Raw genomic sequence first — 24,503 nt, 5'->3', positions numbered from 1 at the left:
AAACAGGCTCTGTGGGCTTCGGTTGTCTCTCGGCGTCGTGAGTCAGCATTGACTTACCGCGTCCGCCTTCCGAAAACCCGCCGTCCCCACCGCGGGGCACGCTTCGCAAAATCACGGTCCCATCATGCCCATCCTGACCTTCCCCGACGGCAACACCCGCGCGTACGACGCCGCGGTGACCGGCCGGACCGTGGTGGAGGGCATCGCCAAGTCGCTCGCCAAGCGCACGGTTGCCATGGCGCTCGACGGCACGGTGCGCGACCTCGACGACACGATCGAGGCGGATGCCGCGATCGAGTTCCTCTCGCGCGACGACCCGCGGGCGCTCGAACTGATCCGCCACGATTGCGCGCACGTGCTGGCGGAAGCCGTGCAGGCGCTGTGGCCCGGCACGCAGGTGACGATCGGCCCCGTCATCGAGAACGGCTTCTACTACGACTTCGCCAAGGATGAGCCCTTCACGCCCGAGGACTTCCCGAAGATCGAGGCGAAGATGCGCGAGATCATTTCGCGCGATGCGCCCTTCACCAAAGAGGTCTGGACCCGTGACGACGTGAAAAAACTCTTCGCCGACAAGGGCGAGAGCTACAAGGTCGAGCTGGTCGATGCGATTCCGCCGGGCGAGGATCTGAAGATCTACCGCCAGGGCGACTGGTTCGACCTCTGCCGCGGCCCGCACATGACTTCGACGGGCAAGGTCGGCGCGGCCTTCAAGCTGATGAAGGTCGCGGGCGCCTATTGGCGGGGTGATTCCAACAACCCGATGCTGACGCGCATCTACGGCACCGCCTGGGCCTCTCAAGGCGACCTCGACGCCTACCTGCACCGGCTGGAGGAGGCCGAGCGCCGCGACCACCGCAGGCTCGGCAAGGAAATGGACCTGTTCCACTTCCAGGAGGAAGGGCCGGGCGTCGTGTTCTGGCACGCCAAGGGCTGGACCATCTTCCAAGAGCTGATCGCCTACATGCGCCGCCGCCTGAAGGGCGACTACGCCGAGGTGAACGCCCCGCAGATCCTCGACAAATCGCTGTGGGAGACCTCCGGCCACTGGGGCTGGTACCGCGAGAACATGTTCGCGGCCCAATCCGCCGGCGAGGAGGCCGAGGACAAGCGCTGGTTTGCCCTCAAGCCGATGAACTGCCCCGGCCACGTGCAGATCTTCAAGCATGGCCTGAAATCCTACCGCGACCTGCCGCTGCGCATGGCCGAGTTCGGCGTGGTTCACCGCTACGAGCCGTCGGGCGCCATGCACGGCCTGATGCGCGTGCGCGGCTTCACCCAGGACGACGCACACATCTTCTGCACCGAGGACCAGCTCGCCGCCGAGTGCCTGAAGATCAACGACCTGATCCTCTCGACCTACGCCGATTTCGGCTTCGACCAGATCCTGGTGAAGCTCTCGACGCGCCCCGAGAAGCGCGTCGGCTCGGACGCGCTGTGGGACCACGCCGAAGCGGTGATGACGCGGGTGCTGGGAGAGATCGAGGAGCAGTCCGGCGGCCGGATCAAGACCGCGGTCAATCCCGGCGAGGGCGCGTTCTACGGGCCGAAATTCGAGTATGTGCTGCGCGACGCCATCGGCCGCGACTGGCAATGCGGCACGACGCAGGTCGACTTCAACCTGCCGGAGCGGTTCGACGCGAGCTACATCGACGCCGACAGCCAGAAGAAGCCGCCGGTGATGATCCACCGTGCCATTTGCGGCTCGATGGAGCGCTTCACCGGCATCCTGATCGAGCATTTTGCGGGGCACTTCCCGCTCTGGCTCGCGCCGGTGCAGGTGGTGGTGGCGACGATCACCAGCGATGCCGACGCCTACGCCCGCGAAGTGGTCCGCGTGCTGGAGCGCGCGGGCCTGCGTGTGGAAGCCGACCTAAGAAACGAGAAAATCAACTACAAGGTCCGTGAGCACTCGCTGGCCAAGGTGCCGGTACTGCTGGCGCTCGGCCGCCGCGAGGCGGAGGAGCGCACGGTCTCGGTGCGCCGGCTGGGCAGCCAGAAGACCACCACGCTGACCCTCGACGCGGCGCTTGCGGCCTTCATCGAGGAGGCGACCTCCCCGGATCGCCGCCGGGCCGAAGCCGCCGCCGACAGCCTGCCGAGCACGGATGCGGTGCTCGACGGCCAGCACGTCGAGGTTCCCGCACCGTAAGTGTCTCACAAAACTTCCGCTGCGCCGTCATTGCCAGAGTGACGACGGTCAGAGACCGGGAGTTTTGTGGGGCACTCTTAAGACGAACGAGGGGCGGGGCCTTCGCGCCTCACCCCTCCATCGCCCGCGCGAGCTCCGAAAACACCCGCGGGTCGGCGCATTGCGCCACGTTGAAGCGCATGGCGTCGGCAGCGCCCTGGCTCAGCGAGAACACGTTGCCCGGCGCCAGCACCACGCCGCGGGCGAGCGCCCGGCGGGAGACGTTGGTCGCGTCGAGGCCGTCCGGCAGGCGGCCCCAGAGGAACATCCCCGCGCTCGGCACGAACGGCACCGCGACGCCGACCTCGGCGAGCCGCCGCACCACCGTGCCGCGGGCCTCCGCCAGCCGGGTGCGCATGGCATCGACGTGGTGGCGGTAGCTGCCCTCGGCGAGGAAGCGGTGGACGGTGGCCGCGGTGAGATGGTTGTCGCTGAGCGAGACCGCGAGCTTGAGATCGACGAGGCGTTCGACCCAGTCGTCGCGGATCGCGATCGCGCCAACGCGGGCGCCGGTCGAGATCGTCTTCGAGAAGCCGCCGACATGGATCACCCGGTCGAGCCCGTCGAAGCCGGCCAGCCTGGGGCCCGGCTCGGCCTCGAAATCGGCGTAGGCGTCGTCCTCGACGATGAGCGTGCCGTGCATCTCGGCGAGCCGCAGGATGCGGTGGACGGCGACCGGGCTCAAGGTGGCGCCGGTCGGGTTCTGGAGGCCGGAATTGGTGATGTAGAAGCGGGGCTTGTGCTCGATCAGCGCCCGCTCGAACGCCGCGAGATCCGGCCCCTCGGGCCCGAACGGCACGCCGACCATCTGCAAGCGGTGGGCACGGGCGAGCGCCTGGAACGAGAAGTAGCAGGGATCGTCGAGCAGCACCGTGTCGCCGGGCTCAGCGAGGAAGCGGATGATGAGATCGAGGGCGTGGGTAACCGAATCGGTCAGCACGAGCTGGTCGGGATGGGCGCGGATGCCACGCTCGGTCAGACGGAGCGCCAGTTGCTGACGGAGCGGCGCATGGCCCTGCGGCGTGTCGTAGAACATCACCGCCGCGCTCTGCCGCGCGACTTGGCGCAGCGCCCGGCGCAGCTCCGCCTCAGGCAGCCAGTCCGGCGGGAGCCAGCCGCAGCCGGGCCTCAATGAGTCCGGCCGCGCCTCCAGCGACTGCCGGGTGATCCAGACCGGATCGACCGCCCGGTCGAGCCGCGGCCCGATGGCGGTAAGGCAGAGCGGCTCCGGCCGAGCGGAGACGAAGAAACCGGAGCCAGGGCGGGAGACGATGGCGCCGCGCGCCGCCAGCCGGTCATAGGCCTCGACGACGGTCGATTTGGAGACCTGCATGCTCTCGGCCAGCCCTCGCACCGAGGGCAGCCGGGCGCCGGGGCCAAGCGCCCGGCCCTCGATCCGCGCCTCGATGGCACGCATCACCGTCTCGACCCGTGAGAGGACCGGCTCCTCGACCGTGACCGTCATGACTGTTCCTCCGAACTGTACCGGCGCATGCCCCGGACAGTTCCTCGGAATCGTACTGCAACCGTCCCTGTCGGAGAAGCGGCGATCCCCTCATATCGGAGCCACCGAGAGACGGGAGACTGACCATGACGCTTTCAGAAGACACCCATTCGCGCCAGCCCGGCACCGGTGCCTGGCTCGGCCGGCGCCTGCGCGACCTCCTCGTTTTGACCCTCGGCGCTCTCCTGGCCCTGCCGCTGATCGTGCCGTTCGCCTGAGCCGACTCAACCGGCGGTGCAGTTCGCCTCGAACAGCGACCGCGCCCGCTCCATGGCCTGGAACGCCACCATGGAGCCGGGGCTGCGCAGTTCCGGCCCCTCGGGCAGGCGTCCGAGAAATTTCTCGGAGAGATCGGCGACGAACGGGCGGGGGCCGGTATAGGCGCCCATGCGGTTCCTCACATCGACCGTGCCGCAGAGCGCCCCGGCCCGGCCGATCCGCAGGTCGGCGACCCGAGCCTCAGGATCGCGCATCTGCTGCTCGATCAGGCTCAGCGCGGTGTGCGCCGCCTCCGCTCCGACGCCGGCCTCCGAGCCGTCCACGACGGTCTGCGCCTCCGCCCCGCGAAGGCCGGACAGGATCAGGAGGGCCGCCAGGGCGGTCGTGCGCAGACGCATCGGGCTTCAGCTTCCTTTGGCGACGACTTCGATGTCGCGGTCCATCCCGCTCTCGACCTTGAACTCGCGGGTGAAGACCTGCCCGTCATGCCGGGCGATCAGCACGTAGTCGCCCTCCGCCAGCGTCACAGAAGGGAAGGCCCCGATCGCCTCGCGGATCGTGTCGCCACCGGGCGTCAGCACGCTGAAGGCGGTGCCGGCGAACGCCTCGGAGCCGGGAGCGGCCACGAGCTTCAGGGTCACGGTGGCGGCGCGGTGGTTCATGGTCGCGTCGGTGACCTTGCCGTTCTCGACCCGGAGATCGGCACGCTGGATCGCGTTCGAATCGCCGTAGCTCGACACGACGTGATAGGTGCCCTCGGGCAGGCGGACGATCTCGCCGGCCTTGATGCCGCTGCGCACGAGGCGTCCTTCCGAATTCGTCCCGATCGGCACGTAGACCGAGAAGCCGAGCTGATTGCCCGGAATCTTCTGGTCGCCGACCGCGCCCGACAGCTTGAGCGCGCCCGCCGCGACGCGGAGCTGATCCGTGTTGGCGGTGCCCGCCATGGTGATCCGCTTCGAGGCGCTGGCATAGCCGTAGGTGACGGTGGCGACGTAGGCGCCGGCCGCGAGCTTGAAGGTCGGGGCGGGCTCGTTCGAGCGGGCGACGATGGCCGGGCGGGCGCCATCCCCGTTCTCGCCGTAGACGCGCCAGGTCAGGCCAGAGCGGATCGGCCCGTTCGCGCCGACGAAGACCGCCGAGAGCGTGAGGTCCGCCTCGCCCTCGGCCGCGGGCGGGGGCAGCATCGGCCCGGTCACGCCCGGCGAGGGCAGGCCCGGCCCGAACGGCGACGGCGCCTGCGCGGCGGCCGGCGCGGCCGTGAGGAGGGCAGCCAGGGAGACGGCCGAGGCGATGATCGTGCAGCCTGCGGACCCGCGTCTCATCGTCCCCGATCCTTCCGCTCGCCCCGCCGGAGGCCATCTCAAGCACCAGTTCGGCATCTTCGCGCTCTTGAAACCCGACCGTGGCGGCGGCATGGCGGTCGTGGTGCGAGCGTCATCCATCCTTCAGCCCCAGCACGCGGATTGTCCATGACCGAGATTCGAGACACCGCCGACGGCATCACCCTCGATCTGCTGCGAACCCGCCGCTCGGTGCCGCCGATGCTGCTCGACGGGCCCGGCCCCATGCCCGAGGAACTCGACGGCTGGCTCGCGATCGCGGCGCGGGTGCCCGACCACGGGAAGCTCAGCCCCTGGCGCTTCCTCGTGATCGAGGGCGAGGCGCGCGAGCGCATCGGCGCCATCATCGAGCAGGCCTTTCTCGCCGACTTCCCCCAAGCCGACGAGAAGCGGCGCGCCCAGGAGCGGCAGCGCCTCGCCCACGCGCCGGTCGTGGTGGGCGTCGTGTCCCAGGCGGCGCCGCACGTGAAAATCCCCGAATGGGAGCAGGTGCTCTCGGCCGGCGCCGTCTGCATGAACCTCATGGTCGCCGCCAACGCCGCGGGCTACGCCACTTCCTGGCTCACCGAGTGGTTCGCCTATGACCGCCGGGTGCTCGACGCGCTCGGCCTCGACCCGGCCGAGCGCATCGCCGGCTTCATCCATATCGGCCGGGCGCGGGAGGTGCCCTCCGACCGGCCGCGGCCGGATCTGAGCCAGATCGTCACCCGGCTCTGAGAGACGCTTCATGCATTACGAGGCCGACAATCCCAGCCTGCCGCACAATCCGCTCAAGGCCATCGTCGCCCCGCGCCCGATCGGCTGGATCAGCGCCATGGACCGGGCGGGCCGGGTGAACCTCGCGCCCTACTCGTTCTTCAACGCGGTCGGCGGCGAGCCCGACATGGTGATGTTCTCCTCCTCGGGCCGCAAGGACGCGATGACCTTCGCGGAAGAGGGCGGCGAGTTCGTGTGCAGCCTTGCCACCTTCGACCTGCGCGAGGCGGTCAACGCCACCTCGGCGCCGCTGGCACGGGGCGAGAGCGAGTTCGGCTTTGCCGGGTTGACCCCCGCGCCGTCGCGCCGCGTGCGGCCGCCCCGCGTCGCGGAATCGCCCGCGGCGATTGAGTGCAAGTGGCTTCAGACCGTGCCGCTGGTGCCGCTCGGCGGCGGTGAACCGGCGAATTTCATGGTGATCGGGCAGGTGGTCTCGATGTACGTGGACGACCGCTTCGTGAAGGACGGCCGGGTCGATACCGGTGCCATGCGCCCAATCCTGCGCGGCGGCTATTTCGACTACTTCACCACCGAGTCTGAGAACCGGTTCGAGCTGCGGCGACCGAAGGGTGGCGGCTAAGAACCTATTCCGGTAGGGTTTGTTGAGCGGCGATGATCCCGCAGGCGAAGTGGACGAGGGCTCGGTAGTTCCGGGGCTTTTTGGGCCAGCGGATGAGGATGCCACGGAAGCGGTTGAGCCAAGCGTGGGCGCGCTCGACGACCCATCTGCGCGCCTTGGCCCCGCGGTGGCGTTTGGCGTGGATCTCCTCGCCTCGGCGGCGCAGGTGGAGGGTGAAGCCGCGCTCCTCGACCAAGGTCCGGGAGGTGGCGTAGTCGTATCCCTTGTCGAGGCACAGGTGCAGGGGCGAGCGTCTGGTCGGTTTGGGCCGGGCGACGGGTACGGCGTCCAAGGTCTCACCCATGAGAAGATGGTCGTTGACGTTGGCGCCCGCGATGACGACGCTGATCGGGACGCCGCGTCCGTCAGTGAGCACCGAGCGCTTGACCCCGCGCTTGCCGCGGTCGGTCGGGTTGGGGCCGGTTTTTTCCCCCACCCAGGGGCGCCTTGCCCATGGCTGCATCCAGCGACAACCACGTCCAGTCGATCCCGACCAGATCGTCGTAGGCCAGCAGGCCCTCCCGCCAGAACGCCTCGAACACCCCGGCCTGCGTCCACTCCTGGAACCGGCGATGGGCCGAGGAAGAGGTGCAGATCCCGGTGGCGGTCAGGGCGTTCCACTGGCATCCGGTGCGCAGCACGAACAGGATCGCGTCCATCGCCTTGCGATCGGGCGTCCGCGGGTTGTGACAGCCCAGAGGATGAGGCGGACGTGGAGGCAGCAAGCGCTCCATCCGCGCCCACAGATCGTCGGGCAGGCGATAGCCGTCGTCCAGAACTGACGGCTTGCTCGGGCGGCGCTTGCGAGGCTCGGTCATCCCGACAAACTAGGGCGCCGAGCCTCAGCGCCTAGCGAGATAGGTTCTAAAGCGCTTTCCGACGAAGTGGATGCCGGTTCGTCGAGCGGACAGTTTCGACTTCACCCGAGATGGCCCTGCGCGGCTCCGCGGCGGCGCGGAACGCGAGCGGGCACAGCGCCGTTTCTCACGCCACGAGGTGGGAGGAACGGCATGCGAGTTCTTGCGACGGCATCGATGCTGACGGTGATGACGCTGCTCGGCGTCGGGACCGCGGAGGCCAAAGGCTGCATCAAGGGCGCGATCATCGGCGGCGTCGCCGGCCATTATCTGGCTGAGCGCGGCGTGGTCGGTGCCGTGGCCGGCTGTCTGGCCGGACGGGCCCTGGCCAACCGCCGTGCACGACGCGAAATCGACTACGGCTCCCGTGTCCAGCCCCGCGGGGCCGGCTATGGCGCAGGACAGGCCTATCCGCGCCGGGACTACCGATACTGACACGGGAACCGGGGCGCCGATCGGCGCCCCGTCTTGTACGGATCCGCCACTCGGTGGTCCGTGCCGAGCGCGGGACGTTCCACGGGTCGCTCGAAGTCATCGGCCGTGAGGCGGGTCCGCTGGGCGTTGCGGACAGGCAGGGCTGGCGAGCCGATGCAGTGGCGCCTCTAACCGGTGATGCCGAGTTCGGCTTCGACGCGGCTGATCCAGTCCCGCAAGGCCGGATAGGGCGCGAGGTTGAAGCCGCCCTCGTGCGCGAGGCGGGTATAGGCCACGAGCGCCACGTCGGCGAGGCTGAGATCGTTGCCGACGAGGAACGGCCCGTCCACCAATGCGCCCTCCATCAGGGCGAGTGCGGCGTGACCCCGCTCGAACAGCTTCGGATCGAGTTCTGCCTCCGTGCGGCCGAGATAGAGGAGTTGGAACCGGCGCACGGCGATGTAGGGCTCGTGGCTATACTGCTCCCAGAACAGCCATTGCCACATCTTCGCCTGTGCGAAGGCATCCGCCGGGATCAGCCCGGAATCGCGGGCGAGGTAGCCGATGATCGCGTTCGACTCGGCGAGGCTGCGCCCGTCCTCCAGCACCAGGGTCGGCACGCGCCCGTCCGGGTTGAGGGCGAGGAAGTCGGGCGTGCGGGTCGCGCCCTTCAGGATGTCGATTTCGCGCCAATCGAGATCGATCCCGAGATGGGCGGCGACCCAGGCCACCTTCAGGCAATTGCCCGACTTGCGGTCGCCGTAGACGGTGAGCATGCCAACCTCTCCTGTCCCGCTCGCGGGCGAGGCCGCCTCACCCGGTGCCGTCGGGCGCTGGGGGCCGCGACACGACCCACCTGAAGCCATACGGCGTGGCTGTCGCAAGCCCCTCGGGTAAGCGTTCCTCGCCGAGTGTCAGCGCTTCGAAGACGGCCACGCCCGCCGCTGCCGCCGCGAGTTGGATGAGGCCGTGCGCCTGGGCAAGCGCGCCCGCCGCCCGCAGGCTCGCGGCGAGCGCCGTCTTGTCGAGGGAAAGGCCGGCGAGCCGGGGGCTTGCCCCGGCGAAGCTGCGGGCCTCGAGCACGCCGAGGGGATGGCCGATGGCAGCGAGAATCGCCGTCGCACCATCGCGGACGCCAACCAGTGCCTCGCAGACGGCGAGCCGGGCGCCGAGGGCGGCCACGTCGCGGCCGGCGCGGGCATCGCGCAGCAGCATACCGTCCGGCCGCTGCGCCATCAGGTCTTCAAGGCTCGGGTCGTCGGGCGTGTCGAGGGCGGCGTAGATCGTCAGGCCGGGCCGATGTGTTCGCAGATCCGCGATCACGCCCGGCGGCGGTGGCGTCTCGAACACTAGGGCATCTGCCCCAGCCGCCAGCGCCGCTTCGACAGCGGCCGGGTCGATGACGGCGCCGCGCGCGGTGTCAGGCTCGGAATGATCCGGGACGGGTCTCATGCGGGTTTCAATGGATCGCAGCGGGCTCGACGGGCTGCGCCCTCCGCAAGCGGGCGAAAAGCTTAAGCTTTTCGCGCATGCGGCGGGCCGGAGGCAGGATCGTTCAAGCTTCTTTTACCATATGCGCAGGAATGTCGGGCTTCGCGGGGCCGAATGACGGTCCCGGCGGGACACGTCATGTTCCTGTTCACCAATGCTCCCATCGGCAACCGCGAGACCGCCGCTCCGGCGCGGACCGCCGCGGCGAACGGCGAGGTCGTCGAGGCGATCCGCGAGGGCGCGCAGACGAGCGGCGTCGGCTTCGACTACCTGCTCGCCACGGCGCAGCGCGAATCGAGCCTCAACCCCTCGGCCAAGGCGAGCACTTCGACGGCGACGGGCCTGTTCCAGTTCATCGAGCAGACTTGGCTCGGCGTGATGAAGAATGCCGGGGCCAAGCTCGGTCTCTCGTCCTACGCCGACGCGATCACCGCGGGCGCGGATGGCCGCTACACCGTGGCGGACCCGGCGGCACGGCAGGCGATCCTCGACCTGCGCCGCGATCCGAAGGTCTCGGCGGCGATGGCCGGCGCGCTGACGCAGCGTAACGGCGAGGCGCTGAGCGCGGCTCTCGGGCGCGAGCCGACGGCCGGCGACCTCTACGCGGCCCACGTCCTCGGCGCGAAGGGGGCGAGCGCGCTGATCGCCTCGGCGCAGGCGAACCCGTCGCGCCCCGCCGCCCTCGACCTGCCGGAGGCGGCCGCCGCCAACCGCAGCCTGTTCTACGACCGGGCCGGTCGGCCGCGCAGCGCGTCCGAACTCTACGGCCTCCTGAGCCAGACGACCTCGGGCGTGGCGACCCCGGTCGCGACCGCCGCGGCCGAGACCAGCGTGCCGACGGCCTATGCCTCGCTGGAGGGCGGCCTGCGCTCGCTGTTCCAGACCGACCGGCGCCAGGGCGCGATCTCGGAAGGCGTGGCCAAGCTCTGGCAGAACCGCGCCGCGAGCACCGCCGCCCGTACGGCCCCGACCTATTTCCCGCGCTCCGACGGAGCGGGCGAGGCGGACGGCACGGCCACGCCGCCCGCCGCGACGGCGCCCGCGAGCGTGGCGGACGCCACCTCCGTCTCGGAACCGATCCTCGTGCCGCTACCGCCGCGCCGGCCGGCCGGACTGGCCGCGCCGACCGCAACGGCCTCGGAGCCGGCCGCCACCCTGATGGCTGGGCCGATGCCGGACCGGCCGAGCGCCACGGCTTCGAAAAATTCCCTGTTCGACCCCTCCGCCTTGCGGCTCAGGAGCGGCTCATGATCCTCCGCCAATTCCTCGCCCTCACCCAGAACGCCACGCCCGAGCGCCGCGCCGAGGCCGCAGGCACCCTGACGCGCAGCTATCTCCAGGGCACCCTGGGGCCGGAGGCGGCCTGGGAGGCCAAGACGGCGCTGCTCGCGCTGCTCGACGATCCGGCCGCGGCGGTACGCCGGGCGCTGGCGCAGGCCTGCGCCGAATCCGAACAGGCGCCGCGCCCGCTGATCGTGGCGCTGGCCTCCGACCAGCCGGACATCGCCTGCCTCGTCCTGGCGCGCTCCCCCGTGCTGATGGATGCCGATCTCGTCGATTGCGTCGCCATGGGCTGCGAGGAGACCCGTGCGGCGGTGGCCGGGCGGTCCGATCTGTCGAAGCCGGTCGCCGCGGCGCTGGCGGAGGTGGGCGGCGCCCCCTCGCTGATCGCGCTCGCGCGCAACCCGCTCGCGGCGATCGGCACCGCTGCCCTGATGCGGATGGTCGAGCGGCACGGCGACGACGCGGAGCTGCGCCAGGCCCTGCTGACCCGCACCGACCTCGCCATCGAGGTGCGCCACGCCATCGTCGCCCTGATGGCCGAGCAGCTCTCGCGTTTCGGCCAGGATGCCGGCTGGATCAGTTCCGAGCGCGGCGACCGCGCCGCGCGCGAGGCCCGCGACGCCGCCGCCCTCGCGCTCAGCGACGAGGCCGACGAAGCGCAGCTCGTGCGGCTCGTGGCGCATCTGCGGGTGCAGGAGCAGCTCACCGCCGGACTGATCCTGCGGGCGATCCTTTCCCTGCGCCTGCCCTTTGCCGAGATCACGCTAGCCGAGCTGAGCGGTCTCAGCCGCGCCCGCGTCGCCGGGCTGATGCTGGAGCCGCACGGCGCGGGCTTCGCTGCCCTTCACCGCCGCGCCGGCCTGCCCGCCCTTCTGCTGCCGTCGATCCGGGCGGGGCTGACCGTCTGGCGCGACGCCAATGGCGGCCGCAACGGCGTGGACGGACCGCGGCTCGCCCGCTCGATGATCGAGGCGGCGCTGACCGCCTGCGAGACCCTGCCCTTCGCCGAGGCCCGCGGCCTGATGGCGCTGCTCGCCCGCTTCGAGGCCGAGGCGGCTCGCGACGAGGCCCGCATCCTGGCGCACGAGCAGGCCGAGGCCCAGGCGCGGGAAGCGGCCGAGGCGCCCATTCTCCTGACGGCGCCGGAGGCCGTGGACGGGTTCGTCTCGGAAGCGCCGTCGGACATCCTCATCCTCTCCGCAGGCCCCGCCGCCTCGGAACCGGTTCTGCCCGACGCCGCCGCCGCGTGGCCGCTGGCGCCCCGGCCGGAGGAGCGCATCGGCGCGGCGGTGATGGAATCGGCGGACGAGATCGGGCCGGACACGGCCGAGACCGTGCTGGCCGGCCTCGCCGACGAGATCATGGCGCATTTCCTGGCAGACCGGGCCGCGGCGGCGGGGCAGCTCTCAGGCCCCGCGCCGGAGTCCCAGGCCGCGATCATTCCCGAGATCGTCGTCGAACCGAAGCGAACCCCACGGCCGCGCGCGATCGCCGTGGCGGTGGCCGCCGGGATGATCCCCGAGGATCTGATCCTCAGCTACCGCGCGGATCGCGAGCGCCAGCGCCTCGCGGCGTGAGGCCGGGGCTCAGATGAGGCCTCTCCGTCCAAGCCCCCTCACCTTCGGCTACCGCCTCGCTTCATACCCCGACAAGGGGGCATGAAGCCCTCTCCCCGCACGGCGGAGAGAGGGAAACTAGCGGCTTCCGGGGTTGTCATCCGGAAACCGAGCTACGCCGTCCAGGCTCGCATCGCCTGCGGCCCGACGATGTCGATGGGCGGCTCGAAATCGCTCGCCCGGCCGCGCATCGCCTCCGGCGGTTCGGGGAAGCCGCTGCGGTTGCCATAGTCGCGGCGCACGCGCTGCGAGGGCCGGAGTGGCGCCTGCGACAGGTTGCGGGCGCAGACCACATCGAGAGCGGTGGCGCCGGCCAGCGCCATCAGCGCGATCATCGCGTTGCCCCGGCGCGGGTTGGACGCCTCCAGGGCCGGCAGCACGGTGGCGATGTCGACGGCATCGCCCCCGACCCGCCCCCAGATCCAGGGCGTCGCATCCTTCGAGCCGAGAATGCCGACGCCGGTGACGATCTCCCGCACGCCGTAGGCGCGGATGACCGGCGTCAATTCCGGCTTGCCGAGCCAGCGGGCGATGGCCGCCCCGCCGACGATCTCAGCGGCGCCGAGGCCGAGGGAGAACCATCCGAGCCCCTGGGCGAGCCCTTCGGTCGCCGGATCGGGCCGTCGGCGGGAATCCGGCGCGATCCGGGCGAGCGTCCCGTTCGATCCGTGGCTGTCGCGGGCCATGTCACCTCCACCTTTCGAGACGGGACTCACGGGGCCGGTCAGGGCCGCAGCACGACCTTGATGCAGTTGTCCTTCTTGTCCCGGAACGTCCGGTACATCTCCGGGCCCTGTTCCAACCCGGCCCGGTGGGTGATGACGAAGGAGGGATCGATCTGGCCCTCCTCGATCCGCCGCAGCAGGTCGTCGGTCCAGCGGTTCACGTGGGTTTGGGCGGCGCGAATGGTCAGGCCCTTGTTCATCACCGCGCCCATCGGCATCTTGTCGACGAGACCGCCATAGACGCCGGGGATCGAGAGGATGCCGGCGGGGCGGCAGACATAGATCATCTCCCGCAGCACCGAGGCACGGTCGCTCTCCAGCATCATCGCCTGCTTGACCCGGTCGTAGACCTGCTCGACGGCCCGCGGCGAGTGCGCCTCCATGCCGACCGCGTCGATGCACTTTTCCGGGCCCTTGCCGTGGGTCAGTTCGTTGAGGCGCTCGACCGGGCTCTCGCGCGTGTTGTCGATGACGATGGCACCGCCGGCCCGCGCCATGTCGAGGCGCTCGGGCACGCTGTCGATGCAGACCACCTGCTTGGCGCCGAGCAGGATCGCCGAGCGGATCGCCATCTGCCCCACCGGGCCGGCGCCCCAGATTGCCACCGTGTCGTGGGGCTGGATGTCGGCCTGCACCGCCGCCTGCCAGCCGGTGGGGAAGATGTCGCCGAGGAACAGCACCTGCTCGTCGGTGAGCGAATCCGGCACCTTGATATGCGTGCGGTCGGCGAACGGCACACGGACATATTCGGCCTGCCCGCCGCTATAGCCGCCGGTGAGGTGCGAGTAGCCGAACAGGCCGGCAGTGCCATGGCCGAACGCCTTGTCGGCCAGACTCCGGTTGCGGTTCGTGCGCTCGCAGACGGAGAAGAACCCGCGCTTGCACTGGTCGCACTCGCCGCAGGTGATGATGAACGGGATCACCACCCGCTCGCCCTTCTTCAGCGTTCCGTTCAGGCCCCGACCGGTCTCGACCACCTCGCCCATGAATTCGTGGCCGAGGATGTCCCCCTTCTTCATCGCCGGAATGACGTGATCGTAGAGGTGAAGATCCGAGCCGCAGATCGCGCAGGCTGTGACCTTGATGATCGCGTCGCGATCATCCTCGATCTCGGGATCGGGAACGGTGTCGCAGCGAATGTCCTGGGTGCCGTGCCAGACGAGGGCCCTCATCGGATCTCTCTCCCAAGGATTCTTTTTCAGGCCGCGCCGGATTCTTGAACGCGCTGCCCGGATATCCATGGGATGAGGGTTTTTGTTTCAACCTCGATCGATGATCTTTGAGCCTGCCGACATTTGATCGTTCCGCAACACGCGGTACGTCCGGCAGACGCCCTTTTGGATCGTCTCACGCGGCCATGGCATTTGCCCGGCGCAGATCCTCGACGAAGGTTTGATAGGCCACCGCCTTCGCCGCCTCGTCGGGCAGGCGCAGCAGGTAGGAGGGGTGGACCGTGATGAAACCCTCGAACGGCCGGCCGAACTCGGCAGGACCGCGAGCGCGGGTAATCGGGATTGATTTGCCCGTGAGCGCCAGCACCGCGGTGGCCCCGAGTGCCACGACCAGTTTGGGGGCGACGAAGTCGAGTTCCTTGTCGAGCCACCAGCGGTAATGGCTCACCTCGCCGGCGGTCGGCTTCTCGTGGATGCGGCGCTTGCCGCGCAACGTGAACTTGAAGTGCTTGACCGCATTGGTGAGGTAGGCCTCGCGCCGGTCGATCCCTGCCTCTTCGAGCGCGCGGGAGAGGAGCTGCCCCGCCGGGCCGACGAACGGGCGGCCCTGGTGGTCCTCCTGATCGCCCGGCTGCTCGCCGACGAAGGCGATCCGGGCGCCGACCGGCCCCTCGCCGAGCACGGCCTGCGTCGCCCCCGGAACCAGCGGTTCGGAGCGGGCGATGATCGCGTTGAGGGCTTCCAGCGAATCCGGCTCGTCCTGGGCCATCTTCGCCACGGCGCGGACGGGGTCGCGCTTGGCCGGCATGGTCGGCTCCTTCTCGATCATCGCCTGGGCGCGGGCGCTCGCAGCCCGGACGAGAGCGGGAATCGCCGCCGTCTCCGGCATGTTCCGCCAGTACTTGCGGGGCATCTCGGCGCGCATGGCGTCGAGGTTGAGCCGGGCCGGGTTGAAGGTGCTCTCGTAATAGTCGCGCCAACCGGCCTCGAAGCCATCACCGTCGGGCACATCCTCGCGGCGGCCGGGCGGGCCGAAGCTGAGCGCGCCGTTCCAGTGCGCCGACCCCTCGGGCGTCAGGATCGACCATTCGAGGGCGCGGAAGCGGTCGACGAAGAAGGGCGCGGCGGCTTCCAGGATGTGATGGTCGGGCTCGAACCACGCCGCGAACCGCTCCCGCCCCTCCCCCGGCACCCGGCGGAAGCGCAGGAAGGCGTGCATCTTGTGCAGGTCGCGGCCAATCGCCTTCCGCATACGATGCAAGCGGTGGACGAGCGGGTCGCTCAGGACTTCCATCAGCGCCCGCTCACCGTGCAGGACTCGCCAGACCAGGGCGTAGAGCAGGCCGTAGCGCTCAGGGTCGCGGTGGGGCACCACCATCGGGATCAGTTCGGTCACCGCGCGGGGAAGGCGCAGCGGCGGGCCCTCCGCGGGGACGGTGTCGGCGCCGAACAGGCTCGGGGCCTCCGTCTGCCAGACGATGGTCTCGGGCGGGATCTCGGCCGCGATCAAGCGGCGCGCGGCGGCGCGGAAGCCGGGGAGATCCGCGCCGGGGGCGAGGCCGACGACATGGATGCCGCTCGGCGCCCCTCCCATCGCTGCGGCCGCTCCCATCAGAACAGGCTCAACTGCTCGGCCGGCTCAGCGAGCTTCATTCGCAGGTCGAGCCGATCGGTCAGCGTCGTCGGCCGGAAGTCTTCCGCAATCAGGAACGGTCGCGCCCGCTTCAGCCCCGAGGTGAGCCGCGCCACGTCGTCGAGGCGCAGGCGACCGTGGCGGCGGGCCTTGATGATGGCATCGACCGCCCGCGCCCCGAGCCCCGGGACCCGCAGCAGCATCTCCCGGTCGGCGCGGTTCACGTCCACGGGGAAGCGGTGGCGGTTCTTCAGCGCCCAGGCGAGCTTCGGGTCGATGTCGAGCGCGAGCATGCCATCGTCGGCGGCACCCGCCACGTCGTCGGGGGAGAACTCGTAGTACCGGATCAGCCAGTCGGCCTGATACAGCCGGTGCTCGCGCCGCAGCGGCGGGGCCTGCGGCGGCAGAGCCGAGGAGGCGTCGGGGATCGGACTGAAGGCCGAGTAGTAGACGCGCTTGAGCCCGTAGGTGCCGTAGAGCAGCGCCGACTTGCGAATCATCGCCTCGTCGGTAGTGGCGTCCGCCCCAACGATGACCTGCGTCGATTGCCCGGCCGGCGAGAAGCGGCGGCGCTCTTCTTTCGCCTGGACGATGCGCTCGCCGATCTGCCCCATCGCGCCTTCGATTGCCGCGCCGTCCTTCTCCGGGGCGAGGCGGTTCAGGCTCGCTTCCGTGGGCAGTTCGAGGTTGATCGAGAGACGGTCGGCGTAGAGCCCCGCCTCCTCGATCAGCCAGGGGCTCGCCTCGGGGATCGATTTGAGGTGGATGTAGCCGCGGAATCCGTGATCGCGCCGGAGCTTCTTGGCGACGCGGGTCAGCATCTCCATGGTGTAGTCGGGCGAGCGGATGATGCCGGACGAGAGGAACAGCCCCTCGATGTAGTTGCGCTTGTAGAACTCGACCGTGAGCGTCACGACCTCTTCAACGGAGAAGCGCGCGCGGGCAACGTTCGAGGAGCGTCGATTCACGCAATAGGCGCAGTCGAATAGGCAGTAATTGGTCAGCAGGATCTTGAGCAGGGAGACGCAGCGCCCGTCCGGTGTGTAGGCGTGGCAGATACCGGCGCCCGTGGTCGAGCCGAGCCCGTCCGCACCGGCCTTGCGCTTGGGTGCGCCGGAGGACGCGCAGGAGGCGTCGTATTTGGCGGCATCCGCGAGGATGCGCAGCTTGCGCGCGAGTTTGTCGTCCATCGAACGGAAGATGAACGCAGCCGCGCCCGGATCAATGCGGCGCGTTGGCCCGCGCACCGGAAAAAGCCTCCCGCCGCGCAACGCAGCGCGACGGGAGGAGACGCGTCAGCCCTGGACGAGCGTCTTGTCGAGGGTGATCTCGGCGTTGAGCACCTTGGAGATCGGGCAGCCCTTCTCGGCATTGCCGGCCAGTTCATCGAACTTGGCCTGGTCGATGCCCGGAATCACCGCCTTGAGGGTGAGGGCCGATTTCGTGACCTTGAAGCCGTCGCCGTCCTTCTCCAGCGTGACGACCGCCTTGGTGTCGAGGGAGGTGGCCTTGAGCCCGGCCGACTGGAGCTGGAAGGCCAGCGCCATGGTGAAGCAGCCGGCATGCGCGGCGGCGATCAGCTCTTCCGGGTTGGTGCCCGGCTCGTTCTCGAAGCGGGTGTTGAAGCCGTAGGGGTTGTCCGAGAGCACGCCGGACTGCGTCGTGATCTTGCCCTTGCCGGTCTTGCCGTCGCCCTCCCAGTGGGCGCTCGCGTGGCGGTCGGTCATGTAGGTCGTCCTCGTCGTCGGAGCGGATGCGATCCGCGTGGCCTCCGACGTGGAGCGGCAGGCGAGCCTGTCGAGGGGGCGCCCCTCATTCTTCACCGAGGGTTGTCTCATCCTCCTCGGCCTCGCCGGCGACCACGGCCTTGGCCAGCGCGTAGGAAAAGCCCGCCCGTGCCATGGCGGCGAGGTCGCGCTCGCGGTTGGCCTCACGGGTGCCCGGCCGGCGATAGGGGCCGAGACGGCGGCGGCGGGCATAGGCGCGGGCGGCCTGCGCCTCGGTGTCGGCCTCGCTGCCCTCTGCCCCTTCGGCCTCCTCCCGCTCCTCGGCGAGCGTGGCCGCAATCGTCTCTGCATCGATCCCCTTGGCGGCCAAGCGCGCCTGGACCTGACGGGTCGAGGTGCCGCGTCGCCGCAAGCCTCGCAGGCGGGCGGCGGCGAAGCGCGCGTCATCGACCAGCCCGGCGCGCTGGGCGCGGGCGACCGTCTCCTCGATCAGCCCGGCATGCGCCCCCGGATCCTCGTCGCGGGAGCGGCAGCGGCGCGCGATGCGACGGGCAAGCACCCGCCGCAACATCTCGGAGGAGGCGCCGTAGCGGTCGAGATAATGCGTCGTCACCCGCTCCAGCCAGGCAGACGTGACCGGCGGTTCGGGCCTCGGTTCGGGTCGGCCGGCGCCCTGCCCATCGCCTGGACCATCACGTCGGCTTGAAACGGTTCGCGCAATCATTCGTTCTTCACGATCCGGACAGGTTTTCGATTCATGAATCTCGGATGGATCGCACGCGATTTCGAGGGCTACGGCGCCGCATGGCGGCCCGGCTCATGAGGCGCGAATGGCTCTACGTGCTGCTGGCCCTCGGGTTCGCGGCCGTGGCCGGCCTCGTTATCACCTTCTCCCGCCCCACGCTGCTCACCGTGGCGGTGGGCCCGCGCGACGGTGTCGAGGCGGGGCTGATCGAGATCTACGCGCGGGCGCTCACCCGCAATCACGAGGATGTGCGGCTCCAGGTCGTGCCGTTCGATGACGTGCGCGACAGCGCCGCTGCCCTGGAGCAGGGCCGCGCCGATCTCGCAGTGGTGCGGCCCGACGTGAAACTGCCGGATAACGGCCTGACGCTGGCGATCCTCCACGACGAGGCGCTGATCGTCGCGGCACCCGAGGCCAACGAGATCGAGAGCTTTTCCGATCTCTCGACCCGGCGCCTCGGCGTCGTCGCGCGCCACGAGGCCGACCTGCCGGTGCTGACGAACCTTCTCGACTTCTACGATTTCAAGGCGGCCTCGGAAGCCGAGGCGCTGGGCGGCGAGGCCCTCGCGGCCGGCCGCATCGGCCTCGTCCCGCTGAAGGCCAGCGAGATCACCGGGGCGCTGGAGGCGAAGCGGGTCGATGCGGTGGCAATCATCGTCTCCCCCACCGCCAAGCCGGCGCAGGCGATGCTGCGGGCGGTCGAGGCGGCCTCGCCGGAGCGCAAGGTGGCCCTCGTCAGCGTGCCGGACGGCAAAGCGATCGTGCAGCGGATGCCGGCGCTCCAGCCGGTCACGCTCTCGGCGGGCACCTTCGGCGGCCGGCCCAAGCGCCCGGTGGAGGATGTCGAGACGGTGGGCGTGTCCTACCGGTTGATGGCCCGCGGCGCGGTGAGCCGCGTCGCCGTGGCATCCGTGGTGCAGCACCTGTTTGAGTGGCGTTCGCGGCTCGCGGCCTCCGCCCCGATCGCCCAGCAGATGAAGCCGCCGGACTACGACACCACCGTCACGGCCACGAGCGCGCAGCTTCCCAACCATCCCGGCGCAGTGGACTATTTCGAGCGCGAGCAACAGACCTTCCTCGACCGCTACGAGGACTGGATCTACCTGTTCGCCTTTTTCGGCGGCACGGTGGGCTCCGGCATCGCATGGATCGGCCAGCGGCTGGCCCGCAAACGGCGCGAGCGGATCGACATCATCCTCGACCGGTTGCTCGACATCCTGGCCGAGGCCCGCGAGGCGCAGTCGGCGGCCGCCCTCGACGCGCTGACCCGCGAGACCGACGCGCTGATCGCCGACGTGGTGCGTCAGGCCCGCGAGCGCAGCATCGATTCGCGGATGATCTCCGCGCTGATCCTCGCCATCGACGCGGTGAACGGCGCCCTCGACGACAGCCGCCGCGCCTTCGAGCCCGGCGCCGACCCGAGCAACGGCAGCCGGTCGCGCACCGCGCGGCTGCTGTCGCTGAGCCTGCCAGCGGCGGAGTAGGCTACCCCACCCCCACCGGATGCTTCACCACGAACGGGGTGCGCATCGTGACCAGCTCCTCGCCGAGCGTCGGGTGCACGGCGATGGTGCGGTCAAAATCGGACTTGGTCGCGCCCATGGTGACGGCGATGCCGACCGCCTGAATGATCTCGCCGGCATCGGGCCCGAGCACGTGGACGCCGACCACCCGGTCGCTGGCGCGATCCACCAGAACCTTCATGATCACCCGCTCGTCGCGGCCGGACAGTGTCGCCTTCATCGGGCGGAAGCTCGCCTTGTAGACGTCGATGGCCTCGTAGCAGCGCCGCGCCACATCCTCGTTGTGGCCGACCACGCCGATCTCCGGCGTCGAGAACACGGCGGTCGCGATCAGGCGGTGATCGACGCACCAGGGCTTGTTGCCGAACACCGTGTCGGCGAAGGCGTGGCCCTCGCGGATCGCCACGGGGGTGAGCGCGGCGCGGCCGTTGACGTCGCCGACGGCGTAGATCGAGGGCACCTTGGTGCGCGAATCCGCCTCGACGGGGATCGCGCCCCGCGCATCGAGGTCGATCCCGACCCGATCCAGTCCGAGCCCGGCGACGTTCGGGCGCCGGCCGGTCGCCACCAGCACGCAATCAACGGTGAGGCTCTCGCCGCCGCTCAAGGTGGCACGGATGGCCGAGCCGTCGCGCTCCAGACGCTCGACGGTCTGCTCCAGGCGCAGATCCATGCGCTTGGCGTAAGCCTCGCCGAGCGCGTCGGCGATCTCGGGATCGAAGCCGCGCAGCAGGCTCTTTCCACGATGCAGAAGCGTCGTCTTCGAGCCGAGGCTGGCGAAGACGCCGGCGAATTCCACGGCGATGTAGCCGCCGCCGACCACGAGGATGCGCTCGGGCTGGGTTTCAAGCTCGAACACGCCGTTCGAATCGATCGCGAGCTCTGTGCCCGGAATCAACGGTTCGCGCACCGGCGTCGCGCCGGTCGCGATCAGGATGAACTTCGCGCGCACCCGCCGGTCGGACTTAACGAGGCGGACCGTGTGCGGATCCTCGATCACCGCCCGGTCGGCGACGACCTCGACGCCGGCGCCCGCGAGGTTACGGCCGTAGATGCCCTCGAGCCGCGCCACCTCCGCATCGCGCGAGCGCTTCAGCGCGGCCCAGTCGAAGCGCGGCGTCTCAAGGTGCCAGCCGAAGCCGGCGGCATCCTCGAATTCGTCGGTGAAGCGGCCGGCATAGACCATCAGTTTCTTCGGCACGCAGCCGCGGATCACACAGGTGCCGCCGACGCGGTACTCTTCCGCCAGCATCACTCGTGCACCGTGGCCGGCGGCGATGCGGGCCGCCCGCACCCCGCCGGAGCCGCCGCCGATCACGAACAGGTCGACGTCGCAAGACTCGTCCATCTTGGTCTCGCTCATCTCGGTCTCGCTCATGCGCTCTCGTGTGCGCTCTCATATGGGGGCCGCGCGCAGGCCGCGGCCCGCAGCCATGTGATGGCCGCCCCGAGGCCCGCCGTCCACCATCCCTGCCACGCGCCGTGCTCGACGAACATCACCGCCACCGCCGCGCCGAGCAGCCCGAGCGCTGTGGCGAACAAGAGCCGCGGCAGGGCCGAAGCCGCCCGCAGGGCGAGAAAGGCGACCAGCGCCCCCAGCAGAGCGCCGACGAAGCCGAGTTCGGACCAGATCTGCAGGAAGGTGTTGTGCGGGTGGCCGACGGCCAGCATCGCCCGCATCTCCGGTTCGAGCGCCTGCGCCGCCGGGACTTCCGCGAAACGCAGGGCCGTGCCGTAGCCGGAGCCGATCCACGGCGCCTGCGCCACGGCGGCACCGAAGCTCTGGGCGATGGCGACCCGCGCCCGCGACGAGGACTGCGTCAGCCGCTCATGCGCCGCCTCCGGCATCAGCCGGTGGAGGATGTCGCCCTCGACCGGCGCCAGGGCGAAGGCGAGCCCGAGCACCAGCGCCGCGAGCCAAAGGGCCACGGAGCGCGGGAGGAGACGCCCGACCGCGAACATCACGCCGCCGGCGAACAGGCCGAGGGCGGCCGCGCCGCTGATCGAGCGCAGGATCGCCAGGGCCGCCACGGCGAGGAGGGCCCCAGACGCGAGGCGATGGCCGCGCAGGGCGAGGAAGGCGGCGATCGGCCCGGCGATCAGCAGCACCGTCAGCAGCGGGCGGTTGAACATGAAGAGGGCGACGCGCTGCCCGAGCCAGACCTGCGGTGCGAGATCGAGCGCAAGGCTTGCCACGATGGTGAGGCAGGCAACGGCCAGCAGGCCCGCGCCAAGTAGCAGCGCCCAGGCTGACAGCCGGGTCGGCGCGAGCCGGGCGAGGATCGAAGCGGCGATCAGCGTCGGCAGGAATTCGGACAGGACCCGCCCCCAGAGGGCGGGAAACGGGCTCCAGACCCGCGAGACGAGGCACCAGCCGAGGAAGGCGAGCGCGGCGAGGCCGAGGGGCGAGCGCAGCGGACCGGTCAGCAGAGACAGCGCCCGCCCGCGATGCTCGGCCACGGCGCCGGCGAGGAACAGCAGGGCGGCAATGCCGATGACGAGCGGGCTCGACCGGTTGGCCAGCGCCATCACCGGCGCCACCAGCGCCAGCGCGACGGCGCCGGAGGCGTAGAGGCGCGCCGCCGCGGCGGGGCCGGCGATCACTGGAGCTGGTGGCCGCGCTTGCCCATCTCGGCACGGGTGCGGACCATGATGTATTCCGACACCTCCTGGGTCCAATCCTGCATGGCGCCGACCATGTCGTCGAGCACCTGCGGCTGGGTCTCGACGTAGCGCTTGCCCGCGGGCGAGCGGAAGAAGGTGACGATGTCCTTCAGCTCGGCCTCGGTCAGGCGCTTGGCGTAGATGCGCGCGGCGATGTTGATCAGCCGCTGCTTCTGCAGCTCCATCTCCGGATCGAGGCTTTTCAGCACATCGTCCAGGTCCTTGGCGAGATCGGGCCGCGTCACCGCGTTCTTGCGGATCTGATCGGCCATCGTCGGGATGATCGAGTCGAACGAGCGGGCGATGCCGGAACTCAGCATCACCTCGCGGGCGAGCGCGAGATGGGAGGCGCTGACCTCCGGCTCCGGCGCGGGGGCCGGCGGTGGGGCCGTACCGGGCTTCGCGGTCGGCTTCGAGGCGGCGGCCGGGGGCTTGGCGGCCGGCTGCTGCGCCAGCGCCGCCGGCACGAGGACGGCCTGCGACAGCAGAGCCGCGAGGACGGGGCCGCCCAGGGCGGCGAGACGGAGGACCATGCGGGAGAAGCTCCGGGGAAGGAAAGGGATGCGGCCGGGCGTCAGAGGCGGCCGAGAACGCTGACGACCGCCGCCTCGCCGTCGGCGGCGGCGAGGATGGCCGCGTCGGCGATGCCGAGGAACAGGCCGTGCTCGACCACGCCCGGCACCGCCCAGAGCCGGGCGGACAGGGCCTCCGGATCGGGGATCTGGCCGAGCCGCAGATCGAGGATGGCATGGCCGCCATCGGTCAGGACGGGCACACCGGAGGCGTCGTGGCGACGCACGATCTCGCCCGCGCAACCGGCGCCCGCCACTGCTGCCTCGACGGCGCGGGTGGTGGCGCCGATGCCGAACAGGTTCACCTCGACGGGCAGCGGAAAGGCGCCCAGCGTCTCGACCCGCTTCGACGCGTCAGCGATCACCACCATGCGGCGGCTCGCCACCGCGACGATCTTCTCACGCAGCAGGGCGGCGCCGCCGCCCTTGATGAGGCGCAGATTGCTGTCGACCTCGTCGGCCCCGTCGATGGTCAGATCGAGTTCGGGCAGCTCTTCGAGCGTGGCGAGCGGGATGCCCTCGCGCTCACAGGCGATGCGGGTCGCCTCCGAAGTCGGGACACCGGTCACGGTCAGGCCGGCGCGCACGCGCTCGCCGAGAAGCGCGATGAAGGCGGCCGCGGTGCTGCCGGTGCCGATGCCGAGGCGCATCCCGTCCTCGACCAGGGGGATTGCGCGCTCCGCCGCCGCGCGCTTGAGGTCGGGCGCACTCACGACACGATCTCGGACATCGAATTCATCGGGAGCACTCGGACCGTCGGAGCTGGAGCGGCGAATCTGGGGCGATTGAGGAGGCAGGCCCTAGCACGCCTCTCCGCGACCGCAAAAGACGGACGCAAGGAAGCATGAAGGCCGAGTCGCGGCTCAAGACACAGGGCTTTGCGCCGCCTCCGGGTCTCAGGGCCGCGTTCCCTGCGGCGGCGTGGCGCTCGGGCCGGCGCGGCCGGGGGCCGGACCGGTCGCGGCGGCCCCTGCCCCACTCGCGGTACCGGCGGGCGGCGGGCCGGCCTGCTCGGTGCAGACCACGAGTTCCTGGCGGATCTGCACGTAGCAGGCGCTGGTTTCACCTGTGCGATAGTTGACGCGGTAGATCCCCGATTCGCGGGCGTGGCGGGAGGCGATCAGCCCGTACTCGCCCGGCGTCTGCGGACCGGCGCCCTCCCCGGCGGCGAAGCACAGGGTAACGCCGACGCTGTCGTCGCGCAGGCCGTACTGGCAGGAGGTGACTTCGCCGTTGGCGCGGTCGATCCGGTAGATCCGGTTCAGATCGACCGCGGGGGCGGCCACGAACTCGTAGGGCCCGGCGGCTTCGGCCGCGACCGGCAGGAGGGCCAGGGTGGCGGCGAGCAGGCAGAAGGTCGGGCGCGGATGGGAACGCATGGGGCGGGACATCGTATCCGTTGCGGGGGCCGAGCGGCGAATCGAGGCGGAGCGCGATCAAGCACCCGT

25 protein-coding genes are annotated in these 24,503 nt (G+C 70.3%); 8 read left to right on the top strand and 17 right to left on the bottom strand.

The features are described 5' to 3' along the window. The first annotated feature begins 124 nt into the window (after window positions 1-124). Window positions 125-2,152, top strand: coding sequence for a threonine--tRNA ligase (gene thrS / locus LPC10_RS11740; RefSeq protein WP_231346824.1), 2,028 nt, complete (start codon window positions 125-127; stop codon window positions 2,150-2,152). A gap of 109 nt (window positions 2,153-2,261) precedes the next feature. Here thrS and LPC10_RS11735 read toward each other — a convergent pair whose 3' ends face one another. Further along, window positions 2,262-3,656: a PLP-dependent aminotransferase family protein gene (locus LPC10_RS11735; RefSeq protein WP_231346823.1), complete on the bottom strand. Its 1,395-nt coding sequence runs from the start codon at window positions 3,654-3,656 to the stop codon at window positions 2,262-2,264. A 125-nt stretch (window positions 3,657-3,781) separates the two neighbouring features. Here LPC10_RS11735 and LPC10_RS25550 point away from each other — a divergent pair, with 125 nt between their 5' ends. Beyond that, window positions 3,782-3,913 carry a hypothetical protein gene (locus LPC10_RS25550; protein ID WP_255700750.1) on the top strand — a complete coding sequence of 44 codons (132 nt, stop codon included), beginning with the start codon at window positions 3,782-3,784 and terminating at the stop codon, window positions 3,911-3,913. Between the two features lie 6 nt (window positions 3,914-3,919). On the opposite strand, the gene LPC10_RS11730 is transcribed toward LPC10_RS25550, so the two are convergent. Together LPC10_RS11730 and LPC10_RS11725 are read right to left on the bottom strand one after the other, a co-directional pair. Then, window positions 3,920-4,312, bottom strand: a complete 393-nt coding sequence (locus LPC10_RS11730) for a hypothetical protein (protein WP_231346822.1) — start codon at window positions 4,310-4,312, stop codon at window positions 3,920-3,922. Window positions 4,313-4,318: 6 nt separating this feature from the next. After that, window positions 4,319-5,239, bottom strand: coding sequence for a hypothetical protein (locus LPC10_RS11725; protein ID WP_231346821.1), 921 nt, complete (start codon window positions 5,237-5,239; stop codon window positions 4,319-4,321). A 147-nt stretch (window positions 5,240-5,386) separates the two neighbouring features. Here LPC10_RS11725 and LPC10_RS11720 point away from each other — a divergent pair, with 147 nt between their 5' ends. Together LPC10_RS11720 and LPC10_RS11715 are read left to right on the top strand one after the other, a co-directional pair. Next, window positions 5,387-5,974 (top strand): nitroreductase, encoded by a 588-nt coding sequence (locus tag LPC10_RS11720; RefSeq protein ID WP_231346820.1) that lies wholly within the window; start codon window positions 5,387-5,389, stop codon window positions 5,972-5,974. Window positions 5,975-5,984: 10 nt separating this feature from the next. Next, complete coding sequence (locus tag LPC10_RS11715; protein ID WP_231346819.1) at window positions 5,985-6,593, top strand: flavin reductase family protein; 609 nt, start codon at window positions 5,985-5,987, stop codon at window positions 6,591-6,593. 4 nt (window positions 6,594-6,597) lie between these two features. Here the strand turns inward: LPC10_RS11715 and LPC10_RS11710 are convergent. Beyond that, window positions 6,598-7,366, bottom strand: a protein-coding gene (locus LPC10_RS11710) for an IS5 family transposase (protein ID WP_231346938.1) whose coding sequence is annotated in 2 segments (ribosomal slippage) — window positions 6,598-7,068 and window positions 7,070-7,366 — 768 coding nt in all. Because the reading frame shifts where the segments join, the coding sequence is not laid out codon by codon here. Between the two features lie 276 nt (window positions 7,367-7,642). Between LPC10_RS11710 and LPC10_RS11705 the strand changes: the two genes are divergently transcribed. Next, entirely contained in the window at window positions 7,643-7,924 is a 282-nt protein-coding gene (locus tag LPC10_RS11705) for a hypothetical protein (RefSeq protein WP_108940216.1), read from the top strand. A gap of 167 nt (window positions 7,925-8,091) precedes the next feature. On the opposite strand, the gene LPC10_RS11700 is transcribed toward LPC10_RS11705, so the two are convergent. Beyond that, window positions 8,092-8,679 carry a glutathione S-transferase family protein gene (locus LPC10_RS11700; RefSeq protein ID WP_231346818.1) on the bottom strand — a complete coding sequence of 196 codons (588 nt, stop codon included), beginning with the start codon at window positions 8,677-8,679 and terminating at the stop codon, window positions 8,092-8,094. Between the two features lie 37 nt (window positions 8,680-8,716). After that, entirely contained in the window at window positions 8,717-9,355 is a 639-nt protein-coding gene (locus LPC10_RS11695) for an aldolase (RefSeq protein WP_231346817.1), read from the bottom strand. A 177-nt stretch (window positions 9,356-9,532) separates the two neighbouring features. On the opposite strand from LPC10_RS11695, the gene LPC10_RS11690 reads away from it, so the two are divergent. Beyond that, window positions 9,533-10,645, top strand: a complete 1,113-nt coding sequence (locus LPC10_RS11690; RefSeq protein ID WP_231346816.1) for a transglycosylase SLT domain-containing protein — start codon at window positions 9,533-9,535, stop codon at window positions 10,643-10,645. After that, complete coding sequence (locus LPC10_RS11685; protein ID WP_231346815.1) at window positions 10,642-12,255, top strand: DUF2336 domain-containing protein; 1,614 nt, start codon at window positions 10,642-10,644, stop codon at window positions 12,253-12,255. The genes LPC10_RS11690 and LPC10_RS11685 overlap by 4 nt, the downstream gene beginning before the upstream one ends. 152 nt (window positions 12,256-12,407) lie before the next feature. Here the strand turns inward: LPC10_RS11685 and LPC10_RS11680 are convergent, their stop codons facing one another. From LPC10_RS11680 to LPC10_RS11655, 6 genes are all read right to left on the bottom strand, one after another. After that, entirely contained in the window at window positions 12,408-12,980 is a 573-nt protein-coding gene (locus LPC10_RS11680) for a cyclase dehydrase (RefSeq protein ID WP_231346814.1), read from the bottom strand. A gap of 38 nt (window positions 12,981-13,018) precedes the next feature. Beyond that, window positions 13,019-14,191: a zinc-dependent alcohol dehydrogenase gene (locus LPC10_RS11675; RefSeq protein ID WP_231346813.1), complete on the bottom strand. Its 1,173-nt coding sequence runs from the start codon at window positions 14,189-14,191 to the stop codon at window positions 13,019-13,021. A 175-nt stretch (window positions 14,192-14,366) separates the two neighbouring features. Continuing rightward, complete coding sequence (locus LPC10_RS11670; protein ID WP_231346812.1) at window positions 14,367-15,803, bottom strand: UdgX family uracil-DNA binding protein; 1,437 nt, start codon at window positions 15,801-15,803, stop codon at window positions 14,367-14,369. Next, the gene (locus tag LPC10_RS11665) at window positions 15,803-17,014 is read right to left on the bottom strand and encodes a putative DNA modification/repair radical SAM protein (RefSeq protein WP_231346811.1); all 1,212 of its coding nucleotides are present in this window, start codon (window positions 17,012-17,014) and stop codon (window positions 15,803-15,805) included. The genes LPC10_RS11670 and LPC10_RS11665 overlap by 1 nt, the downstream gene beginning before the upstream one ends. Window positions 17,015-17,119: 105 nt before the next feature. Beyond that, window positions 17,120-17,551, bottom strand: a complete 432-nt coding sequence (locus tag LPC10_RS11660) for an OsmC family protein (RefSeq protein WP_108940208.1) — start codon at window positions 17,549-17,551, stop codon at window positions 17,120-17,122. Between the two features lie 85 nt (window positions 17,552-17,636). Then, window positions 17,637-18,275 (bottom strand): RecX family transcriptional regulator, encoded by a 639-nt coding sequence (locus tag LPC10_RS11655; protein WP_231346810.1) that lies wholly within the window; start codon window positions 18,273-18,275, stop codon window positions 17,637-17,639. 95 nt (window positions 18,276-18,370) lie between these two features. Between LPC10_RS11655 and LPC10_RS11650 the strand changes: the two genes are divergently transcribed. After that, window positions 18,371-19,780: a TAXI family TRAP transporter solute-binding subunit gene (locus LPC10_RS11650; RefSeq protein ID WP_231346809.1), complete on the top strand. Its 1,410-nt coding sequence runs from the start codon at window positions 18,371-18,373 to the stop codon at window positions 19,778-19,780. A gap of 1 nt (window position 19,781) precedes the next feature. Here LPC10_RS11650 and gorA read toward each other — a convergent pair whose 3' ends face one another. The 5 genes from gorA to LPC10_RS11625 all read right to left on the bottom strand — a co-directional run bounded on the left by gorA (window position 19,782) and on the right by LPC10_RS11625 (window position 24,434). After that, window positions 19,782-21,182: a glutathione-disulfide reductase gene (gene gorA / locus LPC10_RS11645; protein ID WP_231347021.1), complete on the bottom strand. Its 1,401-nt coding sequence runs from the start codon at window positions 21,180-21,182 to the stop codon at window positions 19,782-19,784. A gap of 11 nt (window positions 21,183-21,193) precedes the next feature. Next, window positions 21,194-22,351 (bottom strand): O-antigen ligase family protein, encoded by a 1,158-nt coding sequence (locus tag LPC10_RS11640; RefSeq protein WP_231347020.1) that lies wholly within the window; start codon window positions 22,349-22,351, stop codon window positions 21,194-21,196. A 68-nt stretch (window positions 22,352-22,419) separates the two neighbouring features. After that, entirely contained in the window at window positions 22,420-23,016 is a 597-nt protein-coding gene (locus tag LPC10_RS11635; protein ID WP_231346808.1) for a DUF2059 domain-containing protein, read from the bottom strand. A gap of 41 nt (window positions 23,017-23,057) precedes the next feature. Then, window positions 23,058-23,768 carry a ribose-5-phosphate isomerase RpiA gene (rpiA, locus tag LPC10_RS11630; protein ID WP_231346807.1) on the bottom strand — a complete coding sequence of 237 codons (711 nt, stop codon included), beginning with the start codon at window positions 23,766-23,768 and terminating at the stop codon, window positions 23,058-23,060. Between the two features lie 183 nt (window positions 23,769-23,951). Further along, the gene (locus tag LPC10_RS11625; RefSeq protein WP_370644703.1) at window positions 23,952-24,434 is read right to left on the bottom strand and encodes a hypothetical protein; all 483 of its coding nucleotides are present in this window, start codon (window positions 24,432-24,434) and stop codon (window positions 23,952-23,954) included. Window positions 24,435-24,503 lie beyond the last annotated feature (69 nt).

It is taken from the genome of Methylorubrum sp. B1-46, assembly GCF_021117295.1.
Taxonomy (GTDB): domain Bacteria; phylum Pseudomonadota; class Alphaproteobacteria; order Rhizobiales; family Beijerinckiaceae; genus Methylobacterium.
The sequence above is the reverse complement of the archived record's forward strand: the minus strand, read 5'-3'. Positions and strand labels throughout refer to the sequence as shown.

Bases quoted from the DNA above. Each gene is read 5' to 3' on its own strand.
- thrS (WP_231346824.1), top strand. From the start codon at position 125: ATGCCCATCCTGACCTTCCCCGACGGCAACACCCGCGCGTACGACGCC.
- LPC10_RS11735 (WP_231346823.1), bottom strand. From the start codon at position 3,656: ATGACGGTCACGGTCGAGGAGCCGGTCCTCTCACGGGTCGAGACGGTG.
- LPC10_RS25550 (WP_255700750.1), top strand. From the start codon at position 3,782: ATGACGCTTTCAGAAGACACCCATTCGCGCCAGCCCGGCACCGGTGCC.
- LPC10_RS11730 (WP_231346822.1), bottom strand. From the start codon at position 4,312: ATGCGTCTGCGCACGACCGCCCTGGCGGCCCTCCTGATCCTGTCCGGC.
- LPC10_RS11725 (WP_231346821.1), bottom strand. From the start codon at position 5,239: ATGAGACGCGGGTCCGCAGGCTGCACGATCATCGCCTCGGCCGTCTCC.
- LPC10_RS11720 (WP_231346820.1), top strand. From the start codon at position 5,387: ATGACCGAGATTCGAGACACCGCCGACGGCATCACCCTCGATCTGCTG.
- LPC10_RS11715 (WP_231346819.1), top strand. From the start codon at position 5,985: ATGCATTACGAGGCCGACAATCCCAGCCTGCCGCACAATCCGCTCAAG.
- LPC10_RS11705 (WP_108940216.1), top strand. From the start codon at position 7,643: ATGCGAGTTCTTGCGACGGCATCGATGCTGACGGTGATGACGCTGCTC.
- LPC10_RS11700 (WP_231346818.1), bottom strand. From the start codon at position 8,679: ATGCTCACCGTCTACGGCGACCGCAAGTCGGGCAATTGCCTGAAGGTG.
- LPC10_RS11695 (WP_231346817.1), bottom strand. From the start codon at position 9,355: ATGAGACCCGTCCCGGATCATTCCGAGCCTGACACCGCGCGCGGCGCC.
- LPC10_RS11690 (WP_231346816.1), top strand. From the start codon at position 9,533: ATGTTCCTGTTCACCAATGCTCCCATCGGCAACCGCGAGACCGCCGCT.
- LPC10_RS11685 (WP_231346815.1), top strand. From the start codon at position 10,642: ATGATCCTCCGCCAATTCCTCGCCCTCACCCAGAACGCCACGCCCGAG.
- LPC10_RS11680 (WP_231346814.1), bottom strand. From the start codon at position 12,980: ATGGCCCGCGACAGCCACGGATCGAACGGGACGCTCGCCCGGATCGCG.
- LPC10_RS11675 (WP_231346813.1), bottom strand. From the start codon at position 14,191: ATGAGGGCCCTCGTCTGGCACGGCACCCAGGACATTCGCTGCGACACC.
- LPC10_RS11670 (WP_231346812.1), bottom strand. From the start codon at position 15,803: ATGGGAGCGGCCGCAGCGATGGGAGGGGCGCCGAGCGGCATCCATGTC.
- LPC10_RS11665 (WP_231346811.1), bottom strand. From the start codon at position 17,014: ATGGACGACAAACTCGCGCGCAAGCTGCGCATCCTCGCGGATGCCGCC.
- LPC10_RS11660 (WP_108940208.1), bottom strand. From the start codon at position 17,551: ATGACCGACCGCCACGCGAGCGCCCACTGGGAGGGCGACGGCAAGACC.
- LPC10_RS11655 (WP_231346810.1), bottom strand. From the start codon at position 18,275: ATGATTGCGCGAACCGTTTCAAGCCGACGTGATGGTCCAGGCGATGGG.
- LPC10_RS11650 (WP_231346809.1), top strand. From the start codon at position 18,371: ATGAGGCGCGAATGGCTCTACGTGCTGCTGGCCCTCGGGTTCGCGGCC.
- gorA (WP_231347021.1), bottom strand. From the start codon at position 21,182: ATGAGCGAGACCAAGATGGACGAGTCTTGCGACGTCGACCTGTTCGTG.
- LPC10_RS11635 (WP_231346808.1), bottom strand. From the start codon at position 23,016: ATGGTCCTCCGTCTCGCCGCCCTGGGCGGCCCCGTCCTCGCGGCTCTG.
- LPC10_RS11625 (WP_370644703.1), bottom strand. From the start codon at position 24,434: ATGCGTTCCCATCCGCGCCCGACCTTCTGCCTGCTCGCCGCCACCCTG.